This is a genomic window from Pseudomonas fluorescens (assembly GCF_000967965.1).
Lineage (GTDB): Bacteria > Pseudomonadota > Gammaproteobacteria > Pseudomonadales > Pseudomonadaceae > Aquipseudomonas > Aquipseudomonas grandcourensis.
The window spans coordinates 286,290-308,079 of record NZ_LACC01000002.1 but is presented as its reverse complement, the minus strand read 5'-3'; the positions used below and the strand labels follow the sequence as shown (position 1 = coordinate 308,079).

The 21,790-nt window shown below is 61.2% G+C and carries 20 protein-coding genes and 2 pseudogenes; 9 read left to right on the top strand and 13 right to left on the bottom strand.

Features of this window, described 5'->3' with window-relative positions:
- The first annotated feature begins 251 nt into the window (after positions 1–251).
- From VC35_RS01315 to VC35_RS29400, 6 genes and pseudogenes are all read left to right on the top strand, one after another.
- Positions 252–1,736 (top strand): NCS1 family nucleobase:cation symporter-1, encoded by a 1,485-nt coding sequence (locus tag VC35_RS01315; protein WP_046037433.1) that lies wholly within the window; start codon positions 252–254, stop codon positions 1,734–1,736.
- A 141-nt stretch (positions 1,737–1,877) separates the two neighbouring features.
- The gene (locus tag VC35_RS01310; RefSeq protein ID WP_046037267.1) at positions 1,878–3,161 is read left to right on the top strand and encodes a Zn-dependent hydrolase; all 1,284 of its coding nucleotides are present in this window, start codon (positions 1,878–1,880) and stop codon (positions 3,159–3,161) included.
- A 94-nt stretch (positions 3,162–3,255) separates the two neighbouring features.
- Positions 3,256–3,549: pseudogene (locus VC35_RS01305) on the top strand (carboxymuconolactone decarboxylase family protein); the annotation flags it as partial.
- Positions 3,537–3,659: pseudogene (locus VC35_RS29820) on the top strand (RNA polymerase subunit sigma-24); the annotation flags it as partial. The pseudogenes VC35_RS01305 and VC35_RS29820, both read left to right, overlap by 13 nt.
- Positions 3,660–3,791: 132 nt before the next feature.
- Positions 3,792–4,433: a LuxR C-terminal-related transcriptional regulator gene (locus tag VC35_RS01300; RefSeq protein ID WP_046037266.1), complete on the top strand. Its 642-nt coding sequence runs from the start codon at positions 3,792–3,794 to the stop codon at positions 4,431–4,433.
- 236 nt (positions 4,434–4,669) lie between these two features.
- Positions 4,670–4,891 (top strand): hypothetical protein, encoded by a 222-nt coding sequence (locus VC35_RS29400; protein ID WP_185754725.1) that lies wholly within the window; start codon positions 4,670–4,672, stop codon positions 4,889–4,891.
- Between the two features lie 121 nt (positions 4,892–5,012).
- Here the strand turns inward: VC35_RS29400 and VC35_RS01290 are convergent, their stop codons facing one another.
- The gene (locus VC35_RS01290; RefSeq protein ID WP_008046696.1) at positions 5,013–5,780 is read right to left on the bottom strand and encodes an SDR family oxidoreductase; all 768 of its coding nucleotides are present in this window, start codon (positions 5,778–5,780) and stop codon (positions 5,013–5,015) included.
- Positions 5,781–5,830: 50 nt separating this feature from the next.
- On the bottom strand, positions 5,831–6,898 hold the full coding sequence (locus VC35_RS01285; RefSeq protein WP_046037263.1) for a phosphotransferase family protein: 1,068 nt from the start codon (positions 6,896–6,898) through the stop codon (positions 5,831–5,833).
- Positions 6,899–7,087: 189 nt separating this feature from the next.
- Between VC35_RS01285 and VC35_RS01280 the strand changes: the two genes are divergently transcribed.
- Complete coding sequence (locus VC35_RS01280) at positions 7,088–7,483, top strand: DUF4280 domain-containing protein (RefSeq protein WP_046037262.1); 396 nt, start codon at positions 7,088–7,090, stop codon at positions 7,481–7,483.
- Positions 7,484–7,496: 13 nt separating this feature from the next.
- Here the strand turns inward: VC35_RS01280 and VC35_RS01275 are convergent, their stop codons facing one another.
- From VC35_RS01275 to tssB, 11 genes are all read right to left on the bottom strand, one after another.
- Positions 7,497–8,039, bottom strand: a complete 543-nt coding sequence (locus tag VC35_RS01275) for a toxin-antitoxin system YwqK family antitoxin (protein WP_046037260.1) — start codon at positions 8,037–8,039, stop codon at positions 7,497–7,499.
- A 13-nt stretch (positions 8,040–8,052) separates the two neighbouring features.
- A complete protein-coding gene (locus VC35_RS01270) occupies positions 8,053–10,062 on the bottom strand; it encodes a type VI secretion system Vgr family protein (RefSeq protein WP_046037259.1) in 2,010 nt (669 codons plus the stop codon).
- Between the two features lie 10 nt (positions 10,063–10,072).
- A complete protein-coding gene (locus tag VC35_RS28505; protein ID WP_080925234.1) occupies positions 10,073–10,723 on the bottom strand; it encodes an endonuclease/exonuclease/phosphatase family protein in 651 nt (216 codons plus the stop codon).
- A 34-nt stretch (positions 10,724–10,757) separates the two neighbouring features.
- The gene (locus tag VC35_RS01265; protein ID WP_185754724.1) at positions 10,758–11,345 is read right to left on the bottom strand and encodes a hypothetical protein; all 588 of its coding nucleotides are present in this window, start codon (positions 11,343–11,345) and stop codon (positions 10,758–10,760) included.
- Positions 11,330–13,873 (bottom strand): type VI secretion system ATPase TssH, encoded by a 2,544-nt coding sequence (gene tssH, locus VC35_RS01260; RefSeq protein ID WP_046037256.1) that lies wholly within the window; start codon positions 13,871–13,873, stop codon positions 11,330–11,332. Before tssH ends, VC35_RS01265 begins: the two co-directional genes overlap by 16 nt.
- Before the next feature lie 2 nt (positions 13,874–13,875).
- Complete coding sequence (gene tssG, locus VC35_RS01255) at positions 13,876–14,901, bottom strand: type VI secretion system baseplate subunit TssG (protein ID WP_046037255.1); 1,026 nt, start codon at positions 14,899–14,901, stop codon at positions 13,876–13,878.
- Positions 14,865–16,658 carry a type VI secretion system baseplate subunit TssF gene (gene tssF, locus VC35_RS01250; RefSeq protein WP_046037254.1) on the bottom strand — a complete coding sequence of 598 codons (1,794 nt, stop codon included), beginning with the start codon at positions 16,656–16,658 and terminating at the stop codon, positions 14,865–14,867. Before tssF ends, tssG begins: the two co-directional genes overlap by 37 nt.
- Entirely contained in the window at positions 16,642–17,082 is a 441-nt protein-coding gene (tssE, locus tag VC35_RS01245; protein WP_046037252.1) for a type VI secretion system baseplate subunit TssE, read from the bottom strand. Before tssE ends, tssF begins: the two co-directional genes overlap by 17 nt.
- 15 nt (positions 17,083–17,097) lie before the next feature.
- Positions 17,098–17,595, bottom strand: a complete 498-nt coding sequence (locus VC35_RS01240) for an Hcp family type VI secretion system effector (RefSeq protein ID WP_008046674.1) — start codon at positions 17,593–17,595, stop codon at positions 17,098–17,100.
- Positions 17,596–17,672: 77 nt separating this feature from the next.
- Positions 17,673–19,154, bottom strand: coding sequence for a type VI secretion system contractile sheath large subunit (gene tssC / locus VC35_RS01235; RefSeq protein WP_046037251.1), 1,482 nt, complete (start codon positions 19,152–19,154; stop codon positions 17,673–17,675).
- Between the two features lie 28 nt (positions 19,155–19,182).
- A complete protein-coding gene (gene tssB, locus VC35_RS01230) occupies positions 19,183–19,725 on the bottom strand; it encodes a type VI secretion system contractile sheath small subunit (protein ID WP_046037250.1) in 543 nt (180 codons plus the stop codon).
- Positions 19,726–19,951: 226 nt separating this feature from the next.
- Here tssB and VC35_RS01225 point away from each other — a divergent pair, with 226 nt between their 5' ends.
- The gene (locus tag VC35_RS01225) at positions 19,952–20,401 is read left to right on the top strand and encodes a hypothetical protein (RefSeq protein WP_008046672.1); all 450 of its coding nucleotides are present in this window, start codon (positions 19,952–19,954) and stop codon (positions 20,399–20,401) included.
- 54 nt (positions 20,402–20,455) lie between these two features.
- Entirely contained in the window at positions 20,456–21,787 is a 1,332-nt protein-coding gene (gene tssK / locus VC35_RS01220; protein WP_046037249.1) for a type VI secretion system baseplate subunit TssK, read from the top strand.
- The last annotated feature ends 3 nt before the right edge of the window (positions 21,788–21,790 follow it).

Genomic DNA, 21,790 nt, shown 5'->3' with positions numbered 1-21,790 from the left:
CAGCCTGAGTGACATGAAAAGTACCGAAGACTCATCGGTTGAATAAATAAACTGATTGAACATCAGCAAGTTACAAGATTGAAAAGGTTCTGCCAGTGACGCCAGCGGGGAACCCGGCACGTTTATTGATGCCGCCGCTGACACCTTGGCCGGCCATGCAGGTTGTCAGTTTCTCCGGCCATCGTCCGGCTCGCGCTGATCGGCGCCAGCCCCTGATGAGCAACAATAATCAAAAGAACAGTGGAGCGGCCATGCAACAGATCAGATCGCAAGTGACCGAGCGCGACGGCTTGTTCGAGCTCGAAGCCGGCAGCGATGTCCTCGACAGTCCCCGTTACAACCACGACATTGCACCGACCAAGGTGCGCGAACGCACCTGGAACAAATGGCACATCACCGCGCTGTGGGTGGGCATGGCGATTTGCGTGCCGACCTACACCCTCGGCGGCGTGCTGACCGCGTACTTCGGCCTGAGCGTCGGTGAAGCGCTGCTGGCGATTCTGTTTGCCAACATCATCGTGCTGATTCCCCTGACGCTTAACGCCTTTCCCGGCACCAAGTACGGCATTCCCTTTCCGGTGTTGCTGCGCTCGTCCTTCGGCGTGCTCGGCTCCAACATTCCGTGCCTGATCCGCGCCCTGGTGGCGTGCGGCTGGTTCGGCATCCAGACCATGTTCGGCGGGCTGGCGATTCACCTGTTCCTCGGCTCGGTGTTCGAGGGCTGGAAATCCCTGGGCGGCACGGGCGAAGTCATCGGCTTCATGGTGTTCTGGGCGCTGAACCTGTGGGTGGTGATTCGCGGCGCCGAGTCGATCAAATGGCTGGAAACCCTGTCGGCCCCGCTGCTGGTACTGGTGGGCGCAGGCCTGCTGGTCTGGGCCATGCCCAACGTGTCGATGACCGAATTGCTGGCAATTCCGGCCAAGCGTCCCGAAGGCGCCGGCGTGGCCAGCTACTTCGCCGCCGGGCTGACGGCGATGGTCGGCTTTTGGGCCACGCTGTCACTGAACATTCCGGACTTCAGCCGGTACGCGAAAAGCCAGAAGGACCAGATTGTCGGGCAGATCATCGGCCTGCCGCTGACCATGTTCCTGTTTGCTTCCCTCGGCGTGGTGATGACCGCCGCGTCGGTGAAACTGGTGGGGGTGACGGTGTCCGATCCGGTGACCTTGATCGGTCATATCCAGAGCCCGGTTTGGGTCGCATTGGCGATGGCGCTGATCATCATCGCCACGCTGTCGACCAATACCGCAGCCAACATCGTGTCGCCGACCAATGACTTCCAGAACATCGCGCCCAAGGCGATCAACCGCACCAAGGCGGTATTGCTCACCGGATTTGTCGGGTTGGCATTGATGGCCCATGAGCTGCTGAAAAAACTGGGCCTGATTGTCTCGGACGTCAGTCTCGAAACCGTCTATTCCAACTGGTTGCTCGGTTATTCGAGCCTGCTGGGGCCGATCGCCGGGATCATGGTGGTGGACTATTTCCTGATCAAGAAACAGCAACTGGACCTTGCCGGGCTCTACAGGGACGACGTGTATCCGGCGTGGAACTGGAGCGGGTTCATCGCGTTTGGTGTGCCGGTGGTGCTGACGTTGTTGTCCCTGGGCAGCGACGTGTTCAGCTGGTTCTACAGCTATGGCTGGTTTACAGGCTCGGCGCTGGGTGGGGTTATTTATTATGGGTTGAGTGTGATGCGAGTCGATCCGTCCGTAGCGAAATCTCCGGTGTGAAGGATGGCCCCATCGCGAGCAGGCTCGCTCCTACATTTGGAATGCATTCCCCTGTAGGAGCGAGCCTGCTCGCGAAAGCGGTGGCACAAACACCAACGAAACACCTGAAGAAACACACAAGAACAGCCTGAGGAGATCATCATGAACGCGGCCGTAGATGTTCTGCAGTCCAGCCATCAGCACATCAACCGCGACCGCCTGTGGCAGTCGCTCATGGAACTGGCCAGGCTCGGTGCCACGGTCAAGGGCGGCGTGTGTCGCCTGGCCCTGACCGATCTCGACCGCCAGGCCCGGGACATCTTCGTCAAATGGTGTATCGATGCCGGCTGCACCGTCAGCATCGACGCCGTCGGCAACATCTTCGCCCGTCGCCCCGGGCGCAATCCCGACCTGCCACCGGTGATGACCGGCAGCCACATCGACACCCAGCCTACCGGCGGCAAGTTCGACGGCTGCTTCGGTGTACTGGCGGGCGTCGAAGTGCTGCGCACCCTCAATGACCTGAACATCGAAACCGAAGCGCCGCTGGAAGTGGTGGTCTGGACCAACGAAGAAGGTTCGCGTTTCGCCCCGTGCATGATGGGGTCCGGCGTGTTCGCGGAAAAATTCACCCTCGAGGAAACCCTGGCCAAGGTTGATGCCGAGGGCGTGACGGTCGGTGAAGCACTCAATGCCATTGGCTACGCCGGCCCGCGCAAAGTAAGCGGCCACAAAGTCGGTGCCTACTTTGAAGCCCACATCGAACAAGGCCCGATCCTCGAAGACGAACGCAAGACCATCGGCGTGGTGATGGGCGCCTTGGGGCAGAAATGGTTCGACCTGAAACTGCGCGGCGTCGAAGCCCACGCCGGCCCGACCCCGATGCACCTGCGCAAGGACGCCCTGGTCGGCGCCGCGGTGATCGTCGGTGCGCTCAACCGCGCCGCCCTCAGCCATCAACCCCATGCCTGCGGCACCGTCGGTTGCCTGCAAGCCTATCCCGGCTCGCGCAACGTCATCCCCGGCGAAGTGCGCATGACCCTGGACTTCCGCCATCTGGAACCGGAGCGCCTGGACTCGATGATCGCCGAAGTGCGCGAAGTCATCGAAACCACCTGCGACGAACACGGCCTGACCTTCGAACTAACGCCAACGGCCGACTTCCCGCCGCTGTACTTCGACAAAGGCTGTGTCGAAGCCGTGCGCGGCGCCGCCCAAAGCCTGGGCCTGTCGCACATGGACATCGTCAGCGGGGCAGGGCACGACGCGATCTTCCTTGCCGAACTCGGCCCGGCCGGGATGATCTTCGTGCCCTGCGAAGGCGGCATCAGCCACAACGAAATCGAAAACGCCGCGCCGGAAGACCTGGCGGCCGGGTGTGCGGTGCTGTTGCGGGCAATGCTGGCGGCTTCGGCGGCGGTGGCGAAGGGCGAGCTGGCGGCCTGAGCCGAGTGACGTGCGCTGAAATTTTCAGCGCACGTCACAACGCGCAATCCTCAATCGTCATCCTGTTGAATCCCTCAATCAGTGGAGCAACACGATGTCGTCCAACACCCAAGCGGTCAACCTGCTGCAATCGATCCCACAGGTTTTCGAAAGCCTGACCCAGGTCCATGTCGCACTCGATCAGCATGATCTCGATCCCGCCCTCAAGCACTTGATCCACCTGCGCGCCTCGCAGATCAACCAGTGCGGTTTCTGCGTGAAGATGCACACCCGCGAAGCCCGGGAAGCCAATGAAACCAACGAGCGCCTGGATCGCCTGATCGTTTGGCGCCACGTCAGTGATTTCAGCCCTGCGGAGCGCGCCGCGCTGGCGTGGACCGAAGCCTTACGGCATCGATGACCTTTGGCTTCGATGAGTCGGGGCGGGTGAGCCGGATCTTCATCATGCGTAATCCCGAGAAACTGGCGAAGCTGGAGGCATCGTTGAACCTGCAATAGTCAGTCAAACGACCACCGGCCCTTCAAGCTTTTCACAGACCGAAAATGATGGAGATCCCACAGGGTTCGTTGCACTAACCAGAATCCCGGCGGTCGTATTCTTCACAGGGTCACCATACTTGTGGGGTCGAAATGAGCCAGGACGTTCTGACCACCGAAACCAATCGCCTCCAGTTGCAGCAAATCATCGCCGGCTTGTCCTACGGCGTGATCCTGCTCGATCCTGACCAGAGCATCCTGTGGGCCAACGAGGCGGCGCTGGCCATGCACGGCGTCTCGCAGATCAGCGACCTGGGTAGCAACACCATGGCGTATGCCAAACGCTTCGCATTGCGCTATCGCAACAATCATGTGGTGCCAGTCGACAGCTACCCGATCAACCGGGTGGCGCGCGGCGAGACGTTCAGCGATGTGCTAGTGGAAGTGACGTCGACGGCGGACGAAGTGCGTACCTGGGTCCATCGCGTGCGCAGTCTGGTTTTGGCCGACAGCCATGGCGAGCCGGAATCGCTGGTGCTGATCATGGAGGATGTCACCAACTGGGCCAGCGCCGGGCAACTGACCGCCCGTGAGCGTGATGTGCTGGGCCTGATCTGCGAAGGTCTGGCCGACAAGGAAATCGCCGCGCGCCTGAAAGTCGCGCCGAACACGGTACGCAACCATGCGGCGATGGTGTATTCCAAGCTCGATGTGCATAGTCGCAGCGAGGCGATTGTCTGGGCGCGGGAGCGGGGACTGTTCTTTGGTGAATCCCGGTCGAAGGGGCAGGGTTAAGGTACAAACGCACTATCGGTCACCGCATTGATCGAAGAGCTGCGTTACGAACTGGACAGCAACTCCCTGCAATGGCCTGATTCGGTGATGTAAGAACTGTCAGCTTTTCCGGGTGTTGGCCACGGGCTGAGCTATGAGTGATTCGCAGATATTTATTTTTTTGACAGGTGCATGGACTTTGCGCGCCGGTTTTGTTGTCACAAAAAATGTGTCTATCACTTATCGCGGGTCAACCTATGAAAACTCTTGGGAAACGCGTTATCTCACCCTTGTCGCTGGCATTGTGCGTGGCGATCCTCGGCGGCTGTGCCAGTCCGCCACCCCCGCCAGTGGTCACTCCACCGCCTCCTGAACGCACCTGTCAGGCCATGGATAAAACCGATGTCCTGGGCGATGTACGGGCTGAAGACGGGCAGGTGACCCGAGTCACCACCACGACGCGTTGCGTCACGCAGTAAATCCTGGCGTTGCGTCACGCAGTAAATCCTGGCGTTGCGCTGCACAACAACCCCGACTTGCTCGGGGTACATCTCTGTGGGAGCAGGCTCACTCCCACAGGGATTCGTGCTGTTCAGACGATCAGGACAGGAAACCGCCATCCACATTCAGCGAAACGCCGGTGGTGTAGCTGGAAGCATCGCTGGCCAGGTACAACACTGCGCCGGCCATTTCGCTTGGGTCAGCTACGCGCTTGAGCGGGATCTGTTGCAGCGCGGTGTTGAGGATGGCTTCGTTTTTCACCAGTGCCGAGGCGAACTTGGTGTCGGTCAGGCCCGGCAGCAAGGCATTGCAGCGAATCCCGAACTGCGCGCATTCCTTGGCGAACACCTTGGTCATGTTGATTACCGCTGCCTTGGTCACCGAGTAGATGCCCTGGAAGATGCCCGGCGAAACACCGTTGATCGATGCCACGTTGATGATGCTGCCGCCGCCGTTTTCGCGCATCAGCTTGCCGGCTTCGACCGACATGAAGAAGTAGCCGCGGATGTTCACGTCGACGGTTTTCTGGAAGGCGCTGAGGTCGGTGTCCAGCACGTTGCAGAACTGTGGGTTGGTCGCGGCGTTGTTGACCAGGATGTCGAGACGGCCGAACTGTTCCTTGATGCCGGCGAAGACCTGGCTGATCTGTTCCATTTCGCCGATATGGCAGGCAACAGCGGTGGCCTTGCCGCCGGCGGCGATGATCGCGTCGGCGACGTGCTGGCAGCCTTCAAGCTTGCGGCTCGACACGATCACGTGGGCGCCTTGCTGGGCCAGCAGTTTGGCGATGGCTTCACCGATGCCACGGCTGGCGCCGGAGACGAAAGCGATCTTGCCGTCGAGGTCGAACAACTGAGTCTTGGACATGGGATTCCCTTGTTATGAAGCCTTGTTATGAAGCCTTGTTATGAAGCCGATCAGAGGCTGGATTTCGAAATGACCTGCAAGCTCATCTGCTCCAGCAGCTTGTTCATGTGAATGAACTGCGCGAAGCGTTTGTCCTGGGTCTGGCCATGGTAGAAGCGGTAGTAGATCTGCTGCACGATGCCGGCCAGGCGGAACAGGCCGTAGGTGTAGTAGAAGTCGAAATTGTCGATGCGGATGCCCGAGCGTTCGGCGTAGTAATCGACGAACTCGCGGCGGGTCAGCATGCCCGGCGCGTGGCTCGGCTGGCGGCGCATCATCTGCACCGGTGCCGGATCATCGGCTTCGATCCAGTAGGCGAGGGTGTTGCCCAGGTCCATCAGCGGATCGCCCAGGGTGGTCAGTTCCCAGTCGAGCACGCCGATGATCTGCATCGGGTTGTTCGGGTCGAGGATCACGTTGTCGAAGCGGTAGTCGTTGTGCACGATGCTGGAAGTCGGGTGGTCGGCCGGCATCTTGTCGTTGAGCCAGGCTTTCACCGTTTCCCATTGCGGCGCATCGGGGGTCAGGGCCTTTTCGTAGCGATCGCTCCAGCCTTTGATTTGCCGCGCAACGTAGCCTTCGGGCTTGCCAAGGTCACCCAGGCCGTAGGCGTTGTAGTCGACGCGGTGCAGCTCCACGAACTTGTCGATGAAGCTCTTGCACAGGGCTTCGGTTTTCGCCGAATCCAGGCCCAGCTCCGGCGGCAGGTCCGAGCGCAGGATGATGCCGTTGACCCGTTCCATGACATAGAACTCGGCACCGATCACCGATTCGTCGGTGCAGTGCACGTAGGCTTTCGGGCAGTACGGAAAACCGTCGCGCAGTTGATTGAGGATGCGGAATTCACGGCCCATGTCATGGGCCGACTTGGCCTTGTGGCCGAAGGGCGGGCGACGCAGGACGAATTCCTGTTCGGGGTATTCCAGCAAGTAGGTGAGGTTTGAGGCACCGCCCGGAAACTGGCTGATCCGTGGCAAGCCGCTGAGCCCCGGAATATGGGCCTTGAGGTACGGATCGATCAAGCTGGCATCGAGCTCTTCGCCGGTGCGGATACGGGTGGACTGGTCGTTAAGCGCCATGCTTATCCCTTCTGCTTATTCTGGAGGCCTTAAACTATTGGCTAATCTAATGCTGAGGCAGGAGTGCCACAAGCGTGGCACGGTCTTATAGGTTAGCGTGTTGCAGGATAATCAGCGTTCCTGATGTGCGAGAACACGCCCGGCGGACTATGGTTCAGGGGCACGGTGCTGTCAGGAAGGAGATTTGAAATGGGCTGTCCGCAAGTCTGTGCCAGTGCCACCCTGCAATGCAGCTTTGGCGCGGCGCCGGCCGTGCTCAACGTGCTGCCGGTCAATCGCACACTGACCGCTGGCCTGCCGGCGGCGAACATCATGGATCACATCCCGCTGGTCAACATCATGCCTTTCGGTGTGTGCACGAGCCTGGCCAACCCGACGGTCGCGGCCGCCACCGCTGCGGCGCTGGGTGTGCTGACACCGATGCCCTGCATCCCGGCGACCGCCACGCCGTGGATACCGGGTGGGGCGCCGACCCTGCTGCTGGGCGGCATGCCGGCCATCGACGCCAACAGCACCTTGATGTGCAACTGGGCCGGGGTGATCAAGATTGTCATGCCCGGGCAGATGCAGATGCTCATTCCCTGACTCCCACAAGGCTTCACGCCTCGGCAGGATCACTCCAGCGCCTGAACCACCAGCGTACCCTCGAGATCGGCTTGCCCTCGGCGTCCAGCGGTCGCCCATCGGCGGCGAAACCCTGTTCCGGTTCCAGCAACTGACCGTTGAGATACCGCGCCTCGACGGCGGTTTTACCGTTGGGGTGAAAGCGCTGATACCGCCCCTCGCGCACGCCATCTCGGTAAAACTGCGTCTCGGCCAGTAGCCCGTCAGGGAAGTAGTTGTTCGCTTCACCGTGAAGCAGGCCCTGGCGATAAGTCGCCTTGCGTTGCAACCCGCCCTCGGGCGCAAAGAAACTGGCCACGCCGTGCAACTTGTCGTGCACATAGGGCAGTTGCGCCGAGACGTTGCCATTGGGGTAATACAGCAGGCTCGTGCCCTGTAGCTCGCCCTGACTGTAGCTCAGGTTCGCCTGAGGTCGACCGGCGTCCTTGATGCGCAGCGGGCCTTCCAGCCGGCCTTCAAGCAAGCGCCCGTCGAGGTGGCTGTCGCCACGCTCCAGATCAAGTTTGCTCGATGTCATTGCGTAACCCTCCTCAGTTGACCTTCACCAGCCCGCCCTTGATGGTCAGCATGCCGCCGCCGTCGACGGTTTGCTCGGCGGCGGCCTTGTTCATCAGGCTGATCCCGGCATCGTTGGTCAGCGTCGTGCCCGCCTTGTTTTCCAGCGCGGTGCCGGCCTGGTTGCTCAAGGAGGTGCCGGCTTTCTGGTTGATCGACGTGCTCGCCTCGGCGGCAAGGTCCGCGCCGCTCTTGATCGCAAAACTGCCGCCGCTTTGCAGGGTCAGGGTGCCGGTCACCTTGATGGTCAGGTTGCCGTCCACGGTCAGGCTGTAGTTGCCGGTGACCGTATGGTCGTAGTTGCCGCCCGTGCTGTGGGTCTGGTCGGCGCCGACTTTCACCGTGCGGCTGTCCTTCACGTCAAGGCTGTCGCTGCCGGTCTGGATGGTCACGCTGCGTTTGCCTTTCTCCAGGGTCACGGTCTCGTCGCCTTCCTTCACCGTGCGCGTGCGGGCGTTCTGCACCGTCAGGGTTTCGTCGTGGCCAACGGTGGCAGTGGTGTCGTTGAGTACGTTGATCTTCAGATCCTTCTGCGCCTGCAGGAACACCTCTTCGGCGTCCTTCTTGTCTTCAAAGCGCAACTCGTTGAAACCGCCGCCGCCCTTGGACGACTGGGTCTTGATCCCGGACTGGGTCTGATTGGCCGGCAGCGCGTAGGGCAGGGCGTTGTCACCGTTGTAGACGCAACCGGTCACCAGTGGCCGATCGGGGTCGCCGTCGATAAAGGTCACGATCACTTCCTGGCCGATGCGCGGGACGAACTGCATGCCGAAACCCTTGCCGCTCCAGGGCAGCACCACTCGCACCCAGCAGGAGCTGGTTTCATCGTTTTTGCCGTCGCGGTCCCAGGGAAACTGCAATTTGATGCGGCCGTATTCGTCGGTCCAGATCTCTTCGCCGGACTTGCCCACGACGATGGCGGTCTGGGTGTGCATGCGTGGTTTTGGCGTTGTTCGCGCAGGGCGAAATGGCGTGGCTTTGGGGATCGCTTCGAAGCGGTTGCGGTAATGATCGTGGCTGGCTTCGTGAGTCACCGCCGTCACCACCCAATCGATATTCAGGGTTGTGTCATCGTGACCGGCCAGCGTGAACCAATGCCCCGGCACCAGCCAGCGGCAGTCGCTTTCGCCGACAAAACGCTTCTCCTGACTGCGCAAACCATCGACGCGCTGCTTGGTCAGTGCATCGCCGCGGGCCTTGGCGTTGTAGCTGCCCGGATGCTCGTACATCGACCGCGGTCCGGCGACTGCTTCGGCCTGGCTGTAGAGCGAAGTGGTCGGCGTGGTGAATTCGTAATCCGTCGCCTGATACACCCCGGCCACCGCCTGCACGCAGACCTGCCCGGAGCGAATGCCATGCAGTTCGCGCTCGCCCATCTGCTGGCCGAGATAGTTTACCTTCGGCCCGTTCGGGATTTGTGGGAAGGCATCGTTACTGTCCCCCAGCACCAACGTGTGCTTGCCGTCTTCGTGGGTAAAAAACCAGAAAATCCCTTCCTCCTCCAACAGGCGCGAAACGAACGCGAAGTCGGTTTCGCCGTATTGCACGCAGTACTCGCGCGGGGTGTAGCTGCCGGTAAGTTTCAGGGTGAAATCGGTAAAGCCGTGGGCCTTGAAAATCGTGGTGACGATGTCTGAAGTGGAGAGGTTCTGGAATACCCGGTTATTGCTGGCCAGGGTCAGCCACCACAGCCACGGGCGTAGCACGAGTTGATAGCGTTCGGCGGTGGCGTCGGCCGGGAGTTGGCGGATTTCGGCGACCAATGCATCGAGAGGTCGGGTTTGGGCGTCGTTGTGCAGGGTGGTCGTGACGTGGGTGGCAACGGCGGTGGTCAGGGTTAATGAGGTGCCGTCATTGAGGCCATTCAAAGTCTGCTTGCCGAGGCCGTTGAGGGGTTCCTCACCGGAAATGGACTCAGGATAAAGTGCCGCTAACGATGAGGCGGTCAGGGAAAGGCTGGTAGTTGTATCGATGGCGCGCGGCATTAGAATCTGGTCATATGTTTATTTGAGCCCAGGCGGGATAATGGTCGCCTTTGCTTGAGGCATATAATCCACAAGAATTAACGGCTCCTGCGGGAAAGTTATATAGCCAGAATCCATCCAGAGCGCCCCCGCCGAAGTGCGAACTACCCGGTATGGCCCATGCCCCAATAGCAGATCTTCCCGCTGCTTGATTGAAGTCTCCTCCCACAATGACGGGATTGGCACCTACCAGCGCGATAATTCGACCCATAAGGTTTCCTGCTATCAAGTCCCAGTCATTTCCTGTCGGCGACCATGCATGAATGGTACATAAATAAAGCGTCGCTCCCCCACGGGCAATGGTTGTATACAGGACTCCTCGACTCACTCCGTCCGGGTGAACGATGATATTCGATGCCGTTGCACCCAATCCCTGGCGAGTAAGTACACTGGTAGCACCCTGGTAGCCGCCATGCCAGCGCGATCGTGTACCGCTATACAAAATCCCGGGCCGGCTGGAAGTTCCTGTGCGTCCCTGAAAGTCATAGGTATATCCTTGAACATCCCCCGACTCGGCCGACTCTTGTAAAAAAATAATGTCGGCGCCGTCGGTGAGCAGTTTTTCCACATGCATTTCAACAGCGTTACTGCCTTGCGTATTCCATGTCACACAAGTAAGCATGTAATAACCCCTTTCGCCCATCTGGATGGCTTGACTAAGTCGCTTCACCTACTGAAAATTTTGTCTTGATCAATTTTTGCATCAATATCTTTACCTCCTTCAGCAAGTTCCCCGGTTGTGAGGTGATTGTATGGGTGGCGGCGGATATTTTTGCTTTTTTGCCTTCTTCTTTCATCAGGCTTTTTGACGATGTTTTAACATCAAGCTCGTCGTCTTCGTCAACTTCAAGTTGGTAATAGATCGAGCCATTGTTTTTTCCTCCGACCAACGTGATATGGAAATAAGTCCACATCCCTGAGTCATTGGGGACAATTGATATATGAGCGTTGTTCTGACCGATCTTGAGACCGTTAAGTACTAGCATTCCGGAGCGGGTACTAGTCACCAGCCCGGTACCGCCAACTGCGCCGATCACCTCCACGTCCTCACCGTAGATTTTTCCGGTGTTGATGATCGAGTTCACCATGGGCGTCCAGGGATCATGTGTGGAAATATTTGCCGCCGTGAGTGTGGATTGCGCATAAGCCATGATTTTCGTCACTCCTGTAAAAGAAAAAGCATTCAAATGACCCGCTTTATCATCACCGGACAACCGGATGAGGACATTTATTCCAGCACCCACTCCGCCAACTTCCCCGTCACCTGCGTCATCAACACATTTTCAACATCCCGAGCCCCGGCAGCACTGCACTTGGCCAACACCGCCTGGACAATCCCTGCATCGAACTCAAACTGCTTCCCGGTCGCGGCTTTGTACCGACCACGCAATTTCTCCAGCTTCGCCAACACAATCCCTTCCAGCGTCGCTTCATCCAGCGGCCGATATGCCACCACCGTCATCCGCGCGAGAAACGCCGGTCGAAAGGCTTGCAGCAGCACCTTGTGCAAGGCTTCGTTAAAGGTATCGGTTCCAAGTTGTGCCACCGGTGTGTCGAGCAACAGTTCGGCGCCCACGTTACTGGTGGCGAGCATCACAGTGTTCTTGAAGTCCACCACCAACCCGGTGCCGTCTTCCATCACGCCTTTATCGAACACGTTGTAGAAGGCTTCGAGTACATCCGGATGGGCCTTTTCGATTTCATCGAGCAATACCACCGAATAGGGTTTGCGCCGTACCGCTTCAGTCAGCACGCCGCCGCTGCCATAACCGACGTAACCGGGCGGGGCGCCTTTGAGTTGGCTGACGGTGTGGGCTTCCTGGTACTCCGAGAGGTTGATGCTGATCAGGTTGCGCTCGCCGCCGTACAGCGCGTCGGCCAAGGCGTAAGCGGTTTCGGTTTTACCGACGCCCGTAGGGCCGACCAGCAGGAACACACCAACAGGTTTTTGCGGGTCGGTGAGGCCGGCGCGGTAAGCCTGCAGGCGCTGGGCGATGGTGCCCAGCGCGATGCTTTGGCCCATGACGCGCAACCCCATGCGCTGGCCAAGGGTGCGCACGGCGTGCGCTTCGTCGGCGAGCATTTTGCCGACCGGGATGCCGGTCCAGCCGGCGATCACGGCTGCGACGGTTTTTGCATCGACCTGTTCCGGCACCAGCGGATCGTCCTGGCGAATGGCGTCGAGCCCGGCTTCCAGGCGCACCAGTTCGGCGGCCAGATGATCGATGCGGCTGTCGATGGCTTCGTCCGGCTTGTCGCTGTCGGCGCGTTCGCTCAAGGTCAGCAATTCGCTGCGGGTTTCCAGCAGTTCGCGCACCGCAACCCGTTCTTCATTCCAGCGCACTTCCAGCTCGCGGATCGCTTGCACATTCGCCACGGATTCGGTTTCAAGCAGGGTGATGCGCTCGCGGTGATCGAGCCCGGTGGCTTGTTCGCGGCGCAGGCGTTCGACTTCATCCTTGAGGCTGTTCTGCCGGTGACGCAGGCTTTCCAGCGGTGGCGGCACGTCGTGCTGGCCGAGGGCGACCCGGGCGCAGGCGGTGTCGAGCACGCTGATGGCTTTGTCCGGTAACTGGCGCCCGGAGATGTAGCGGTGGGACAGTTTCACCGCTTCGTGGATGGCCGCGTCGAGTACTTGCACGCCGTGGTGCTGTTCGAGTTTGGCGGCAACCCCGCGGAGCATTTCCACTGCGGTGGTTTCGTCCGGCTCCTCGACTTGCACCAACTGAAAACGCCTCGCCAAAGCAGGGTCTTTCTCGAAGTATTTTTTGTATTCCAGCCACGTGGTGGCCGCCAGGGTGCGCAACTCGCCACGGGCCAGGGCCGGTTTGAGCAGGTTGGCCGCGTCGCTGCCGCCTTCCGCGCCACCGGCACCGATCAGGGTGTGGGCTTCGTCGATGAACAAAATGATCGGTTTTTCCGCGCTACGCACCGCGTCGATCACCCCTTTGAGGCGTTGTTCGAACTCGCCCTTGACCCCGGCGCCGGCCTGCAACAAGCCGAGATCGAGCACACGCAAACTGACTTCCTGCAAGGACGGCGGCACATCGCCGGCAGCGATGCGCAGGGCCAGGCCTTCGACCACGGCGGTCTTGCCCACGCCCGGCGCGCCGACCAGGATCGGATTGTTCTGCCGACGGCGCAGCAGGATGTCGATGCATTGGCGAATCTCGCCGTCGCGGCCGACGATGGGGTCTATGCGCCCTGCGTGGGCGTCGGCGGTCAGGTCCTGGGTGAACTGGTCCAGCACCGAGTCCTGTTTCGGCGCCGGGTTGCCGGCAGTCACCGCACGTTTACCGCCGACGTGCTCGCGAGAATTTTCGGTCCATTCCAGCAGGTTGCTGCGCAAAGCCTCTCGAGGAATCTTCAACAGTGATGAAGCACTGTTGAGCAACAGGCTGCGGCGCTCATCGCGGTCGATCAAGGCAAGTAGCAGCAACCCTGAGCGAATGCTCTCCAGTCCCAGCACACTGGCCTGCACCACCGCGTCTTCGAGCAACCCGGTGGTGTGCGACGACAATGCCGGGGTGCGCGTGCTGCCGGACTTGAAGAGCTCCAGCGCCTTGTTGATTTCCGCCGTCAAGGCGTCGCGCTCCAGGCCGAAGCGCGGCAGCAGATAGGCGAAGTCTCCGCCCTCGATGTCCAGCAACTCCAGCAGCAGGTGTTCGATTTCAACGTAGTGGTGGCCTCGCTGCAGACAGCGTTGCGCAGCCCGCTCCAGGGCGCGGCGGTTGTCCGGGTTGAGGCGTCCGATCAGGCTGGCCAGTTCCATGTTCAGGTGATCTCCAGCTGACGAAGACGGGTTTCGATGCGTTGCACCGCCAGACTGGTCTGGCGTTGCAAGCCGCCGTTCCAGCTGAGCAGTGGTGGCGCCTGGCGACTGAGTTTGATTGGGCCGGCACCGCGCACCAGCAGCACCAGGGTGCAATCCAGGTCCGGGCCAAAATACAGTGCACTGAGGCTGGCCAGTACCGGGTGAGACTCGCCATCGGGCAGGAACCGCGCCGCCTGGGCAGAGGTCAGCGGGCCAAGAGTCAGGCGGATGCCGGCGTGTTCATCCCAGACCCGGGTGCCGGCCACTGCCGTGCGACCCAGCTGCAGATTGCGGCCGCCGGGGATCATGCGGCTGCGACTGGCGGGCGGGATCTCGCGCCAGGCACCTTCATAGGCGCTGAGCTCAACCGGCAGTTCGAATTGCTCACGCACGATGGCGGCGAAACCGGCGAGGGAGCGGCGCCCATCGGCGAACAGCGCGCTGCACGCCAGCACGGCACAATCGGGTACGGCCTGACGCTCCTGCAAGGCTTTGGGCAGCAGGCCGGTCAGGGCCCGCAACTGGGCCTGAACCGCCGAGGCACCAGGGACGGTGAACCCCACGGCAATCCGGTGTTTGCGCATCACTTTGTACAGCAGGCTCAGCAGCCGATGCTGAAACAGGTCGAGAAATTCAGCGGGCGCGTAATCCTTGGCCCTCGCGCGTTGCTGCAACCATTCCTGATAGGCGTAGGGCAGCGGGCCGTCGGGACCGCCGAGGCCGAACACCGGGGTGCTGAGGACCGGTTGCTGGCCGGGTTCCTGGGTCAGGCTTTCGATTTCGCTGGCGGCAAACAGTGGCGTCAACGGGCCGCGCAAGCGCAGTGCTTCCGCTTGCGGAGCGGTGCCGCTGCCCAGGGATTCGGCTTGCGGATGTTCGCGCTCGAGCAGCAACAGCGCCTGCAACAGTTCGAACCCCTGGGGATCCCGGCGCAGTCGTTGGCTCAGGCTCAGAGGGACAGTGGCATGCCGGCTTGGGGTTGCCATGTCTTCACCTCCCTGTCCGATTGAACCAGCGCCGTGCGCACGAAACGGTTAGCGGTGGCATAGAGTGAAAAGAACTGCGCAAGCACCGCTGAAAACAACACCGCGCTGCTGCCGACGAAATGCTGCGGGTCGAGTTGCAGGCGCACCTCCAGCCCATTGCGCCAGCCACGCCAGGCGTCTTCGCCGACATGGGCGATGACGCGCTCACAACCGAGGCTGAGCAATCCTTCGATTTGCCGCCAGGCGCTGGCCTCGTCACGCAGGTTGTGCAACTGGAGGATTTCCTTGAGTGCATCCAGCGCCTGTGGCCCTTCGACCAGCGACAAATGATTGAGGGTCAGTTGCGAGACCAGCCGCCAGCGCGACTCACCGTCCAGTCGCGGCACACTTTGCGGGCTGGGCGGGTTGCGCAGGCGCGCCCAGGCCACCGGGCCCGGACGTTCAAAGCCTAACGGTGTGCCGGCCGGCAGGCTTTGCGCCAGGTGCCGGTTGGTGCAGAGCAGTTCCGCGGTGAGGCTGTAGTCGACGGCCTCGGACAACGGGTCGAATCGGGTGTCCACCAGGCTCACCAACAGGTCGGTGCCGAGGCGGTTGGGGGTCATGCCGCTGACACGGCGGGCATGCCAGTAGCACTGTTTATCGGCGCCGCCATGTTGGCTGCCGTAATAGGCCGGTACTCGCTGAACCCCGCGGCTGGAGGTGGCACGCATCGCCCGGATGCTATGGATCTCAACGCTGTTTTCCCGGTGGCTGTCGGCGACCAGGCGGTATTCGCTGCGGGTCCCGTCCGGGCGCAGCGGCTCCGAGGTTCGCGGAAACAGGTTGATCACCGGCGTGCAGCCCAGTGCAAGATCGCTGGCCTGAAGGTGCAGGCGATTGGTCGGGGCGCGGTCGAAGACGATGTACAGGTACAGCGTCTGGTTGTCGCTGGTGGCGCCGGCCAGGGGCAGGTCGAAGAAGTTGAATTTGTCCGCGAAGGCAAAGTACTCGGCGAGCAGGCGCATGCCGGGGTGCACGCCGTCCTCGTCCGGCAGCAAACCTTCATCGCCGGCAAAACCGACGATTTGCGGCAGCCCGGCAAGGGCTTTCGGCACGCTGCCGACGGGCCCGGCCAGGACCTTCACGGCATGGGCACCGAGCAGATCGTAGAGGCAGGCGTTGACCACCGGGGACGCACACAGGTGGACGCGCAACTGTTCGATGCCCAGCGTTGACCACTGGCTGTCACCGAGGCAGCGCAAGCCCAGGCGCAACGCCGAGCGCGCCTGGACAACACCGGTCAGGGCCTGGGCTTCATCGCTGCCCAGCAGCAATGCTTCGGTGATTTCCACCGGCCACAGACGCACGGGTGCACTGGTGCGAAAGTGGATGCTTTCGCCTTTGCCGGTGGTGACGAACAGCGGCGTGTCCCGTGGCAATGGGTAGCCGCCAGCGAGATTGCCTTTGCTCGGGTCCGGCTGGAACTGCACGATCGCGCAGGACGGCAGCGGGCGCATCGCCAATGGATAGAGTTGTTCGAGCAGGGCATCGCTGAATTCGGCGTAGTCGTCATCGAGCCGGCGTTGCAGGCGGGCGGCTAGCAGTGCGAATCCCTCAAGCAGCCGTTCGACGTGGGGGTCGGGGCATTCGTCGGGGGACAACTCCAGCCGCCTGGCAACCTTGGGGTAACGCTCGGCGAAAATGCCGCCGGCATGGCGCAGCCAGGTCAGTTCCCGCTGGTAGTAATCGAGCAGTTGCGGGTCAATCGAGTCGCTCATGACGCACCTCAAGGCCATCGCTTGCCTTCTCGATGACAAATGCCACGGGCCAGTGCTGCTGGCCGCTGCGCAACTCGCCGAGCAGACGGATGCTCAGTTGCTGCGGATGGTCGGGGACTGGATTGACCTGAACCTCGCCCAGTTTCAGGCGCGGTTCGAAATGGTTGATGGCCTCGCGCACTTCTCGCACCAACTGCCGTCGGTCATCGCTACGCTGCTGTTGCAGGGCGGTCCAGTCAGCGAGGCCGTAGTCGAGAATGCTCGGTGGCGAAGTCAAGGCATGAGGGCCGCGTCGGGTGTTGAACAGGCGCAGCAATTCCGAGCGAACAGAGTCGAGCAGGTCCTGGAGGTCGAACACGTGTTGCGTGTCGACCTCGCTTGCGGCCAGTCGCTCGAACAGCGGCGGGAGGAGTGAGCCTGCCATGGCCGATGCGCCCGCTTACTTGACGAGCTTGTTGGCGGCCATGTCCCAGGTCGAGGCGGCCGTGCCTTCCTTGGTGCCGTCGTCTTTCTGCGCGGTCAGCTCCCATTTGATTTTGGTGAAATTCAGCGACAGGGTTTCCACGGGCTTGCCGCCTGTACCACCGCTGACGCTGACGTTGGACAGCACCACGTTGGTCAGGGTGTAGATGATGAACGGCATCAGTTGACCGCTGCCTTCAGCGGCGTTGCGGCCGATGATGACTTTGGCTTCCGGGATCGGTTTGCCGGCACAGCAGTATTCGTTGAGGGAGGGTGTGGAGCTGTCGACGAATTTGGTCAGCGTGAACTCGCCAATGTGCGGCTTGCCGGAGGTCCGTTCCGAGTTGCTGACGTCGTTGGTCACCTGCATGGCCACGTTGTGGCTGTAGGACATGACTTCGATCTTGTCCTTGTAGCCCTCGAGCAGACTGTCGCCTTTGATGTCGCCGCCGAGGTCGAGAATAATTGCATCCATCGCATGAAACTCCTGAAGGTTATCGCGCTAGATAAGCAGGGAACTCCCGTCGGGCCGGCCGACGGGAGCGGGGCAGGTCAGGCGGCGACCGGTGGCGGCAGGGTGGCCACCAGGCGGATCGAGGCGGTCAGCTCTTCAAGCTGGAAGTGTGGCCGCAGGAATACCGTGGCCTTGTAGGCCCCCGGCTTGCCCGCGACTTCCGTCACATCGACCCGCGCTTCACGCAACGGGTACTGCGCCTTGATCTCCTGCGGCGCGTTGTCGTTGATCAGCACGTAGTCGGCGATCCAGTTGTTGAGGTAGGTTTGCACGTTGTCGCGGGTCATGAAACTGCCGACCTTGTCGCGCATGATCACCTTCAGGTAATGCGCGAAACGCGAGGCCGCGAGCACGTACGGCAACATCGCCGAAATCCGCGCGTTGGCGTTGGCCTCGTTGGTGTTGTAGAGCTTGGACTTGTTGGTGGTCTGGCCGCCGAAGAACACTGCCACGTCGCTGTTTTTCTTGTGGCACAGGGCGATGAACCCCAGGTCGTTGAGCTCTTTTTCCCGGCGGTCGGTGATGGCCACTTCGGTCGGGCATTTGAGCGACAGGTCGCCGGAGGTGGTGCGGAAGGTGTGGGCCGGCAAGCCTTCGACCGCGCCGCCGCCTTCAGCCCCGCGAATCGCCGCGCACCAGCCGTATTTGGCGAAGGCTTCGGTGATGCGCTGCGACAAGGCCCAGGCGGCGTTGCCCCACAGGTATTTGCCGTGGTCGCTGCCGTTGACGTCCTCGACGTAATTGATGCCTTCCACCGGCGAGGTGTCCGGGCCGTATGGCAAACGCAGCAGGAAATGCGGGAGCACCAGCGATACGTAGCGCGAGTCTTCGCTTTCACGGAAGGAGCGCCACTTGATCAGCTCCTGGCTCTCGAACACTTTCGACAGGTCGCGGGGCACGGCCAGTTCGGTGAAGCTGTTCATGTCGAACAACCGGGGGCTGGCGGCGGCAATGAATGGAGCGTGGGCTGCGGCGGCGACGTTCGACAGTTTTTCCAGCAGGCCAATGTCCTGCGGGTGACGGCCGAAGGTGTAGTCGCCGACGAGCAGGCTGAACGGGTGGCCACCGAAGGTGCCGTATTCCTCTTCATAGATCTTTTTGAACAGCGCGCTCTGGTCGAACTCGACGGCTTTTTCCAGATCGTTCTGCAACTCTTTCTGGGTGACGTTGAGCAGGCGCAATTTCAACCGGGAACTGGTTTCGGTGTTTTGCACCAACAGGTGCAGGCCGCGCCAGGAGGCTTCGATTTTCTGTAGCTCGGGGTGGTGCAGCACCTCGTTGAGTTGTGCGCTGATCAACTGGTCGATCTGGCTGATGCGATCGTTGATCATCGCCACAGTGTCCTTGTCGATGGCCATGCCTTCGTCGAGAACCTGGGTGGCGAACTCCGCGAGCATGTCGCGGGCATAGTCCTGCTGGCTATCGTCGTGGGCCATGCGGCCTTCGGCGATGATGCGGTCAAGCAGGGACAGGCTTTGCGTGGTGCTTTCACTGGTGTTGGCGCTGGCTGAAGCGGGCATGGCGACGTCTCCCTAAGTGAATGAGTGATCAGGCTTGCGGTTCGGCCGGTGCTTCGCTGTCGCCTGCGGGGGCGGCGGTGTCCGGACGGGCAGACTTGATCTCTTGCAGGCCTTCGGTATTGGCGATGACGTCGCGCAGCAATTTGTCCAGGTCATCGTTACCGTCGAGCTTGGTCAGCAGGTCGCGCAGACGCTGACGCGCTTCGAACAGGCGCCGCAGCGGGGTCACTTGTTCGACGACCTTCACCGGGTCGAAGTCGTCGATGTGCTTGAAGTTGAGTTCGATGTTGAGCTTGCTGTCATCGCCAGTGAGGGTGTTGGTGACTTGCAAGGTGGCGCGGGGGGCAATCGAGGCGAGCACTTCGTTGAAGTTGTCGCGGTCGATCTCGGTGAAGCGTCGTTCATTGAGCTTGGGAAGGGGGTTGAGCGGCTTGCCGGAAAGGTCGGCGAGAATGCCGACGACCAACGGCAGTTCTTTTTTCTCGATGGCGTTGCCGATTTCGACATCGTAGGTGATTTGCACCCGGGGTGGGCGGACCCTGTCGAGCTTGTGCTGAGTACTTTCGGCCATGTTGGCTGACTCCGATGCATGAGCGGGCGCAATGCATCGGGAGGCCCGCTCATCGCTTTCCCTTGCTGGACCGTAGGTTAGAAAGGGTGGCAGATGGACCTGTCGTTCCTTTGACAAACCTTGCACATTCGGCATGGGGGGCCGAACTATCCAAGACGCTAGAACAGGTCTATAAAAATGCAAGCGAAAACAATTTTGGACCGACTCGAGAAAAGGAAAATTCATTTTGTGTGCACGTTTTTTTGCGTTCGCCCTGTTCCTGACCCTCGCCGGGTGCTCGTTTTTCGGGCCTCGGGTGGACCTCGATAACCTGACCCTGGACGTCGCGCCGAAGGCCAACGACGACACGCCGATTGCCGTGGATTTTATCGCCGTCAATGATCCGGATCTGCTCAAGCAGTTGTCGGGCATCACGGCGCGACAGTGGTTCGCCGAGCGCGATCAATACCAGCGCGACTACCGGCAGCTGATGACCGTTTGGGGGCTGGAGCTGGTGCCCGGCCAGTTCATCGACAAACAACCCTTCCCGCTGGGGGGCAAGCGGGCAACTGGACTTTTGGTCTTCGCCAGCTATAACACTCCCGGAGCACACCGGTTACGGCTCGATGACCAGAGCGATGCCTGGCTCAAGTTCGACAGTCGCGAGATGACGCTGGTCAGCAATACTCCGCAGTGAAGACATTGCCAGGCCGCTGGTTTGCGCGGCGACGTTGACGTCGAAGGGAGTCGTATGAGCCTGTTACCTGACGCGGTTTGCTGGCACGAGGGCATGCAATTGCTGCCCCAGCATTTTCAGTTGCAAGGGCTGCGAGCCGAGGCGTTGGTGGCGCATTTTGCCCAGGCCTGCAATCCATGTTTCTGGGGCGTGAATCGGGTCGAGTTTGACCCCGGCGCATTGAGTGCCGGGCTGGTGCGGTTGCTCGATCTGCAAGCGACGCTGCCGGACGGTTTGCCCATCAATCTGCAAGTGGGTGTCGGGCCGGCGCTGGAGCTCGATGTCAGCGACGCGGTCAACGCTTCGGAAAACGCCACGGTCACGGTGTACCTGGCCGTCAGCCCGTTATGGCGTGCCGGGCAATTGCTGCCGCTCAAGGGCCGGCTGCAATCGGTGATCGGCGATGCGCTGCCGGATTTGACCAGCGGTGAGTACCCCGAGTCGATCACGGTGTGGCGTCCGAATCCGCGGTTGTGCACGCAACTGAACAAGGCCGACTCCATCTGTTTGCCACTGCTGAAAATCCGCAAGGAGGGCGGTGGTTTCCTTTCGCTGCCCTACACACCGCCCACGCCGTGCCTGCTGCCCGAGTCGCCGTTGGGTCGCCGGGTGGCCGGGCTGTGTGCCAGGACGCGGGAGAAATGCATGTTCCTGGCCGGCCGCCTGCGCCAGGCACAACAGGCCGGCAATCAGGACGATGCGCTGGAAATCCGTCGACAACTGACGGCGCTCTGGGCGCGTCTGCCGGAGGTCGAGGGTACGCTGAACAGCCGCCTGGCGACCCCGCAGGCCTTGCACGGTTTGTTGCTCGGCCTGGCCGGTGCCTGGTCCGCGCTGGACCCTTTGGCCGGGGTTCCACCGTTCGCCCCCCTGGATTTTCTCGAGCTGCAGCGCGGCTATGAACCGGTCCTGGACTGGCTCGAAAGAACCCTCGAATTGATCCGCGCCGGCTATCGCAGCCTGCTGTTCGAACGCAGCGAACAGAGCTTCTCGATTCAACTGCCGGACGACCAACCGAGCCAGCGCCTGGTCATCGGTTTGCGCATGCCCAACGGCAGCAGCGAACAGGCGGCCGGTGAATGGCTGAGCGCCGCGATCATTGCCTCGGCGCCGCATGTGCCCTTGCTCAGTCGCCAGCGCATGAGCGGTTTGCCCCATGAGGCGATGAGCCGTAACGAGCAAGTGGCCTACAGCGTCGGCGACGACACGCGGTTGTTTGTGGTGACGGCCGAGGGTCAATGGTTCGACGGGCAATTGCCGTTGCTGATTGTCGCGCCGGCCGCCAAGCCGGCGAGCAGCCCATGGCAAGTGGTGTTGTTTGTGGCACAGGCCGGTGAAAGTGCCTGATCA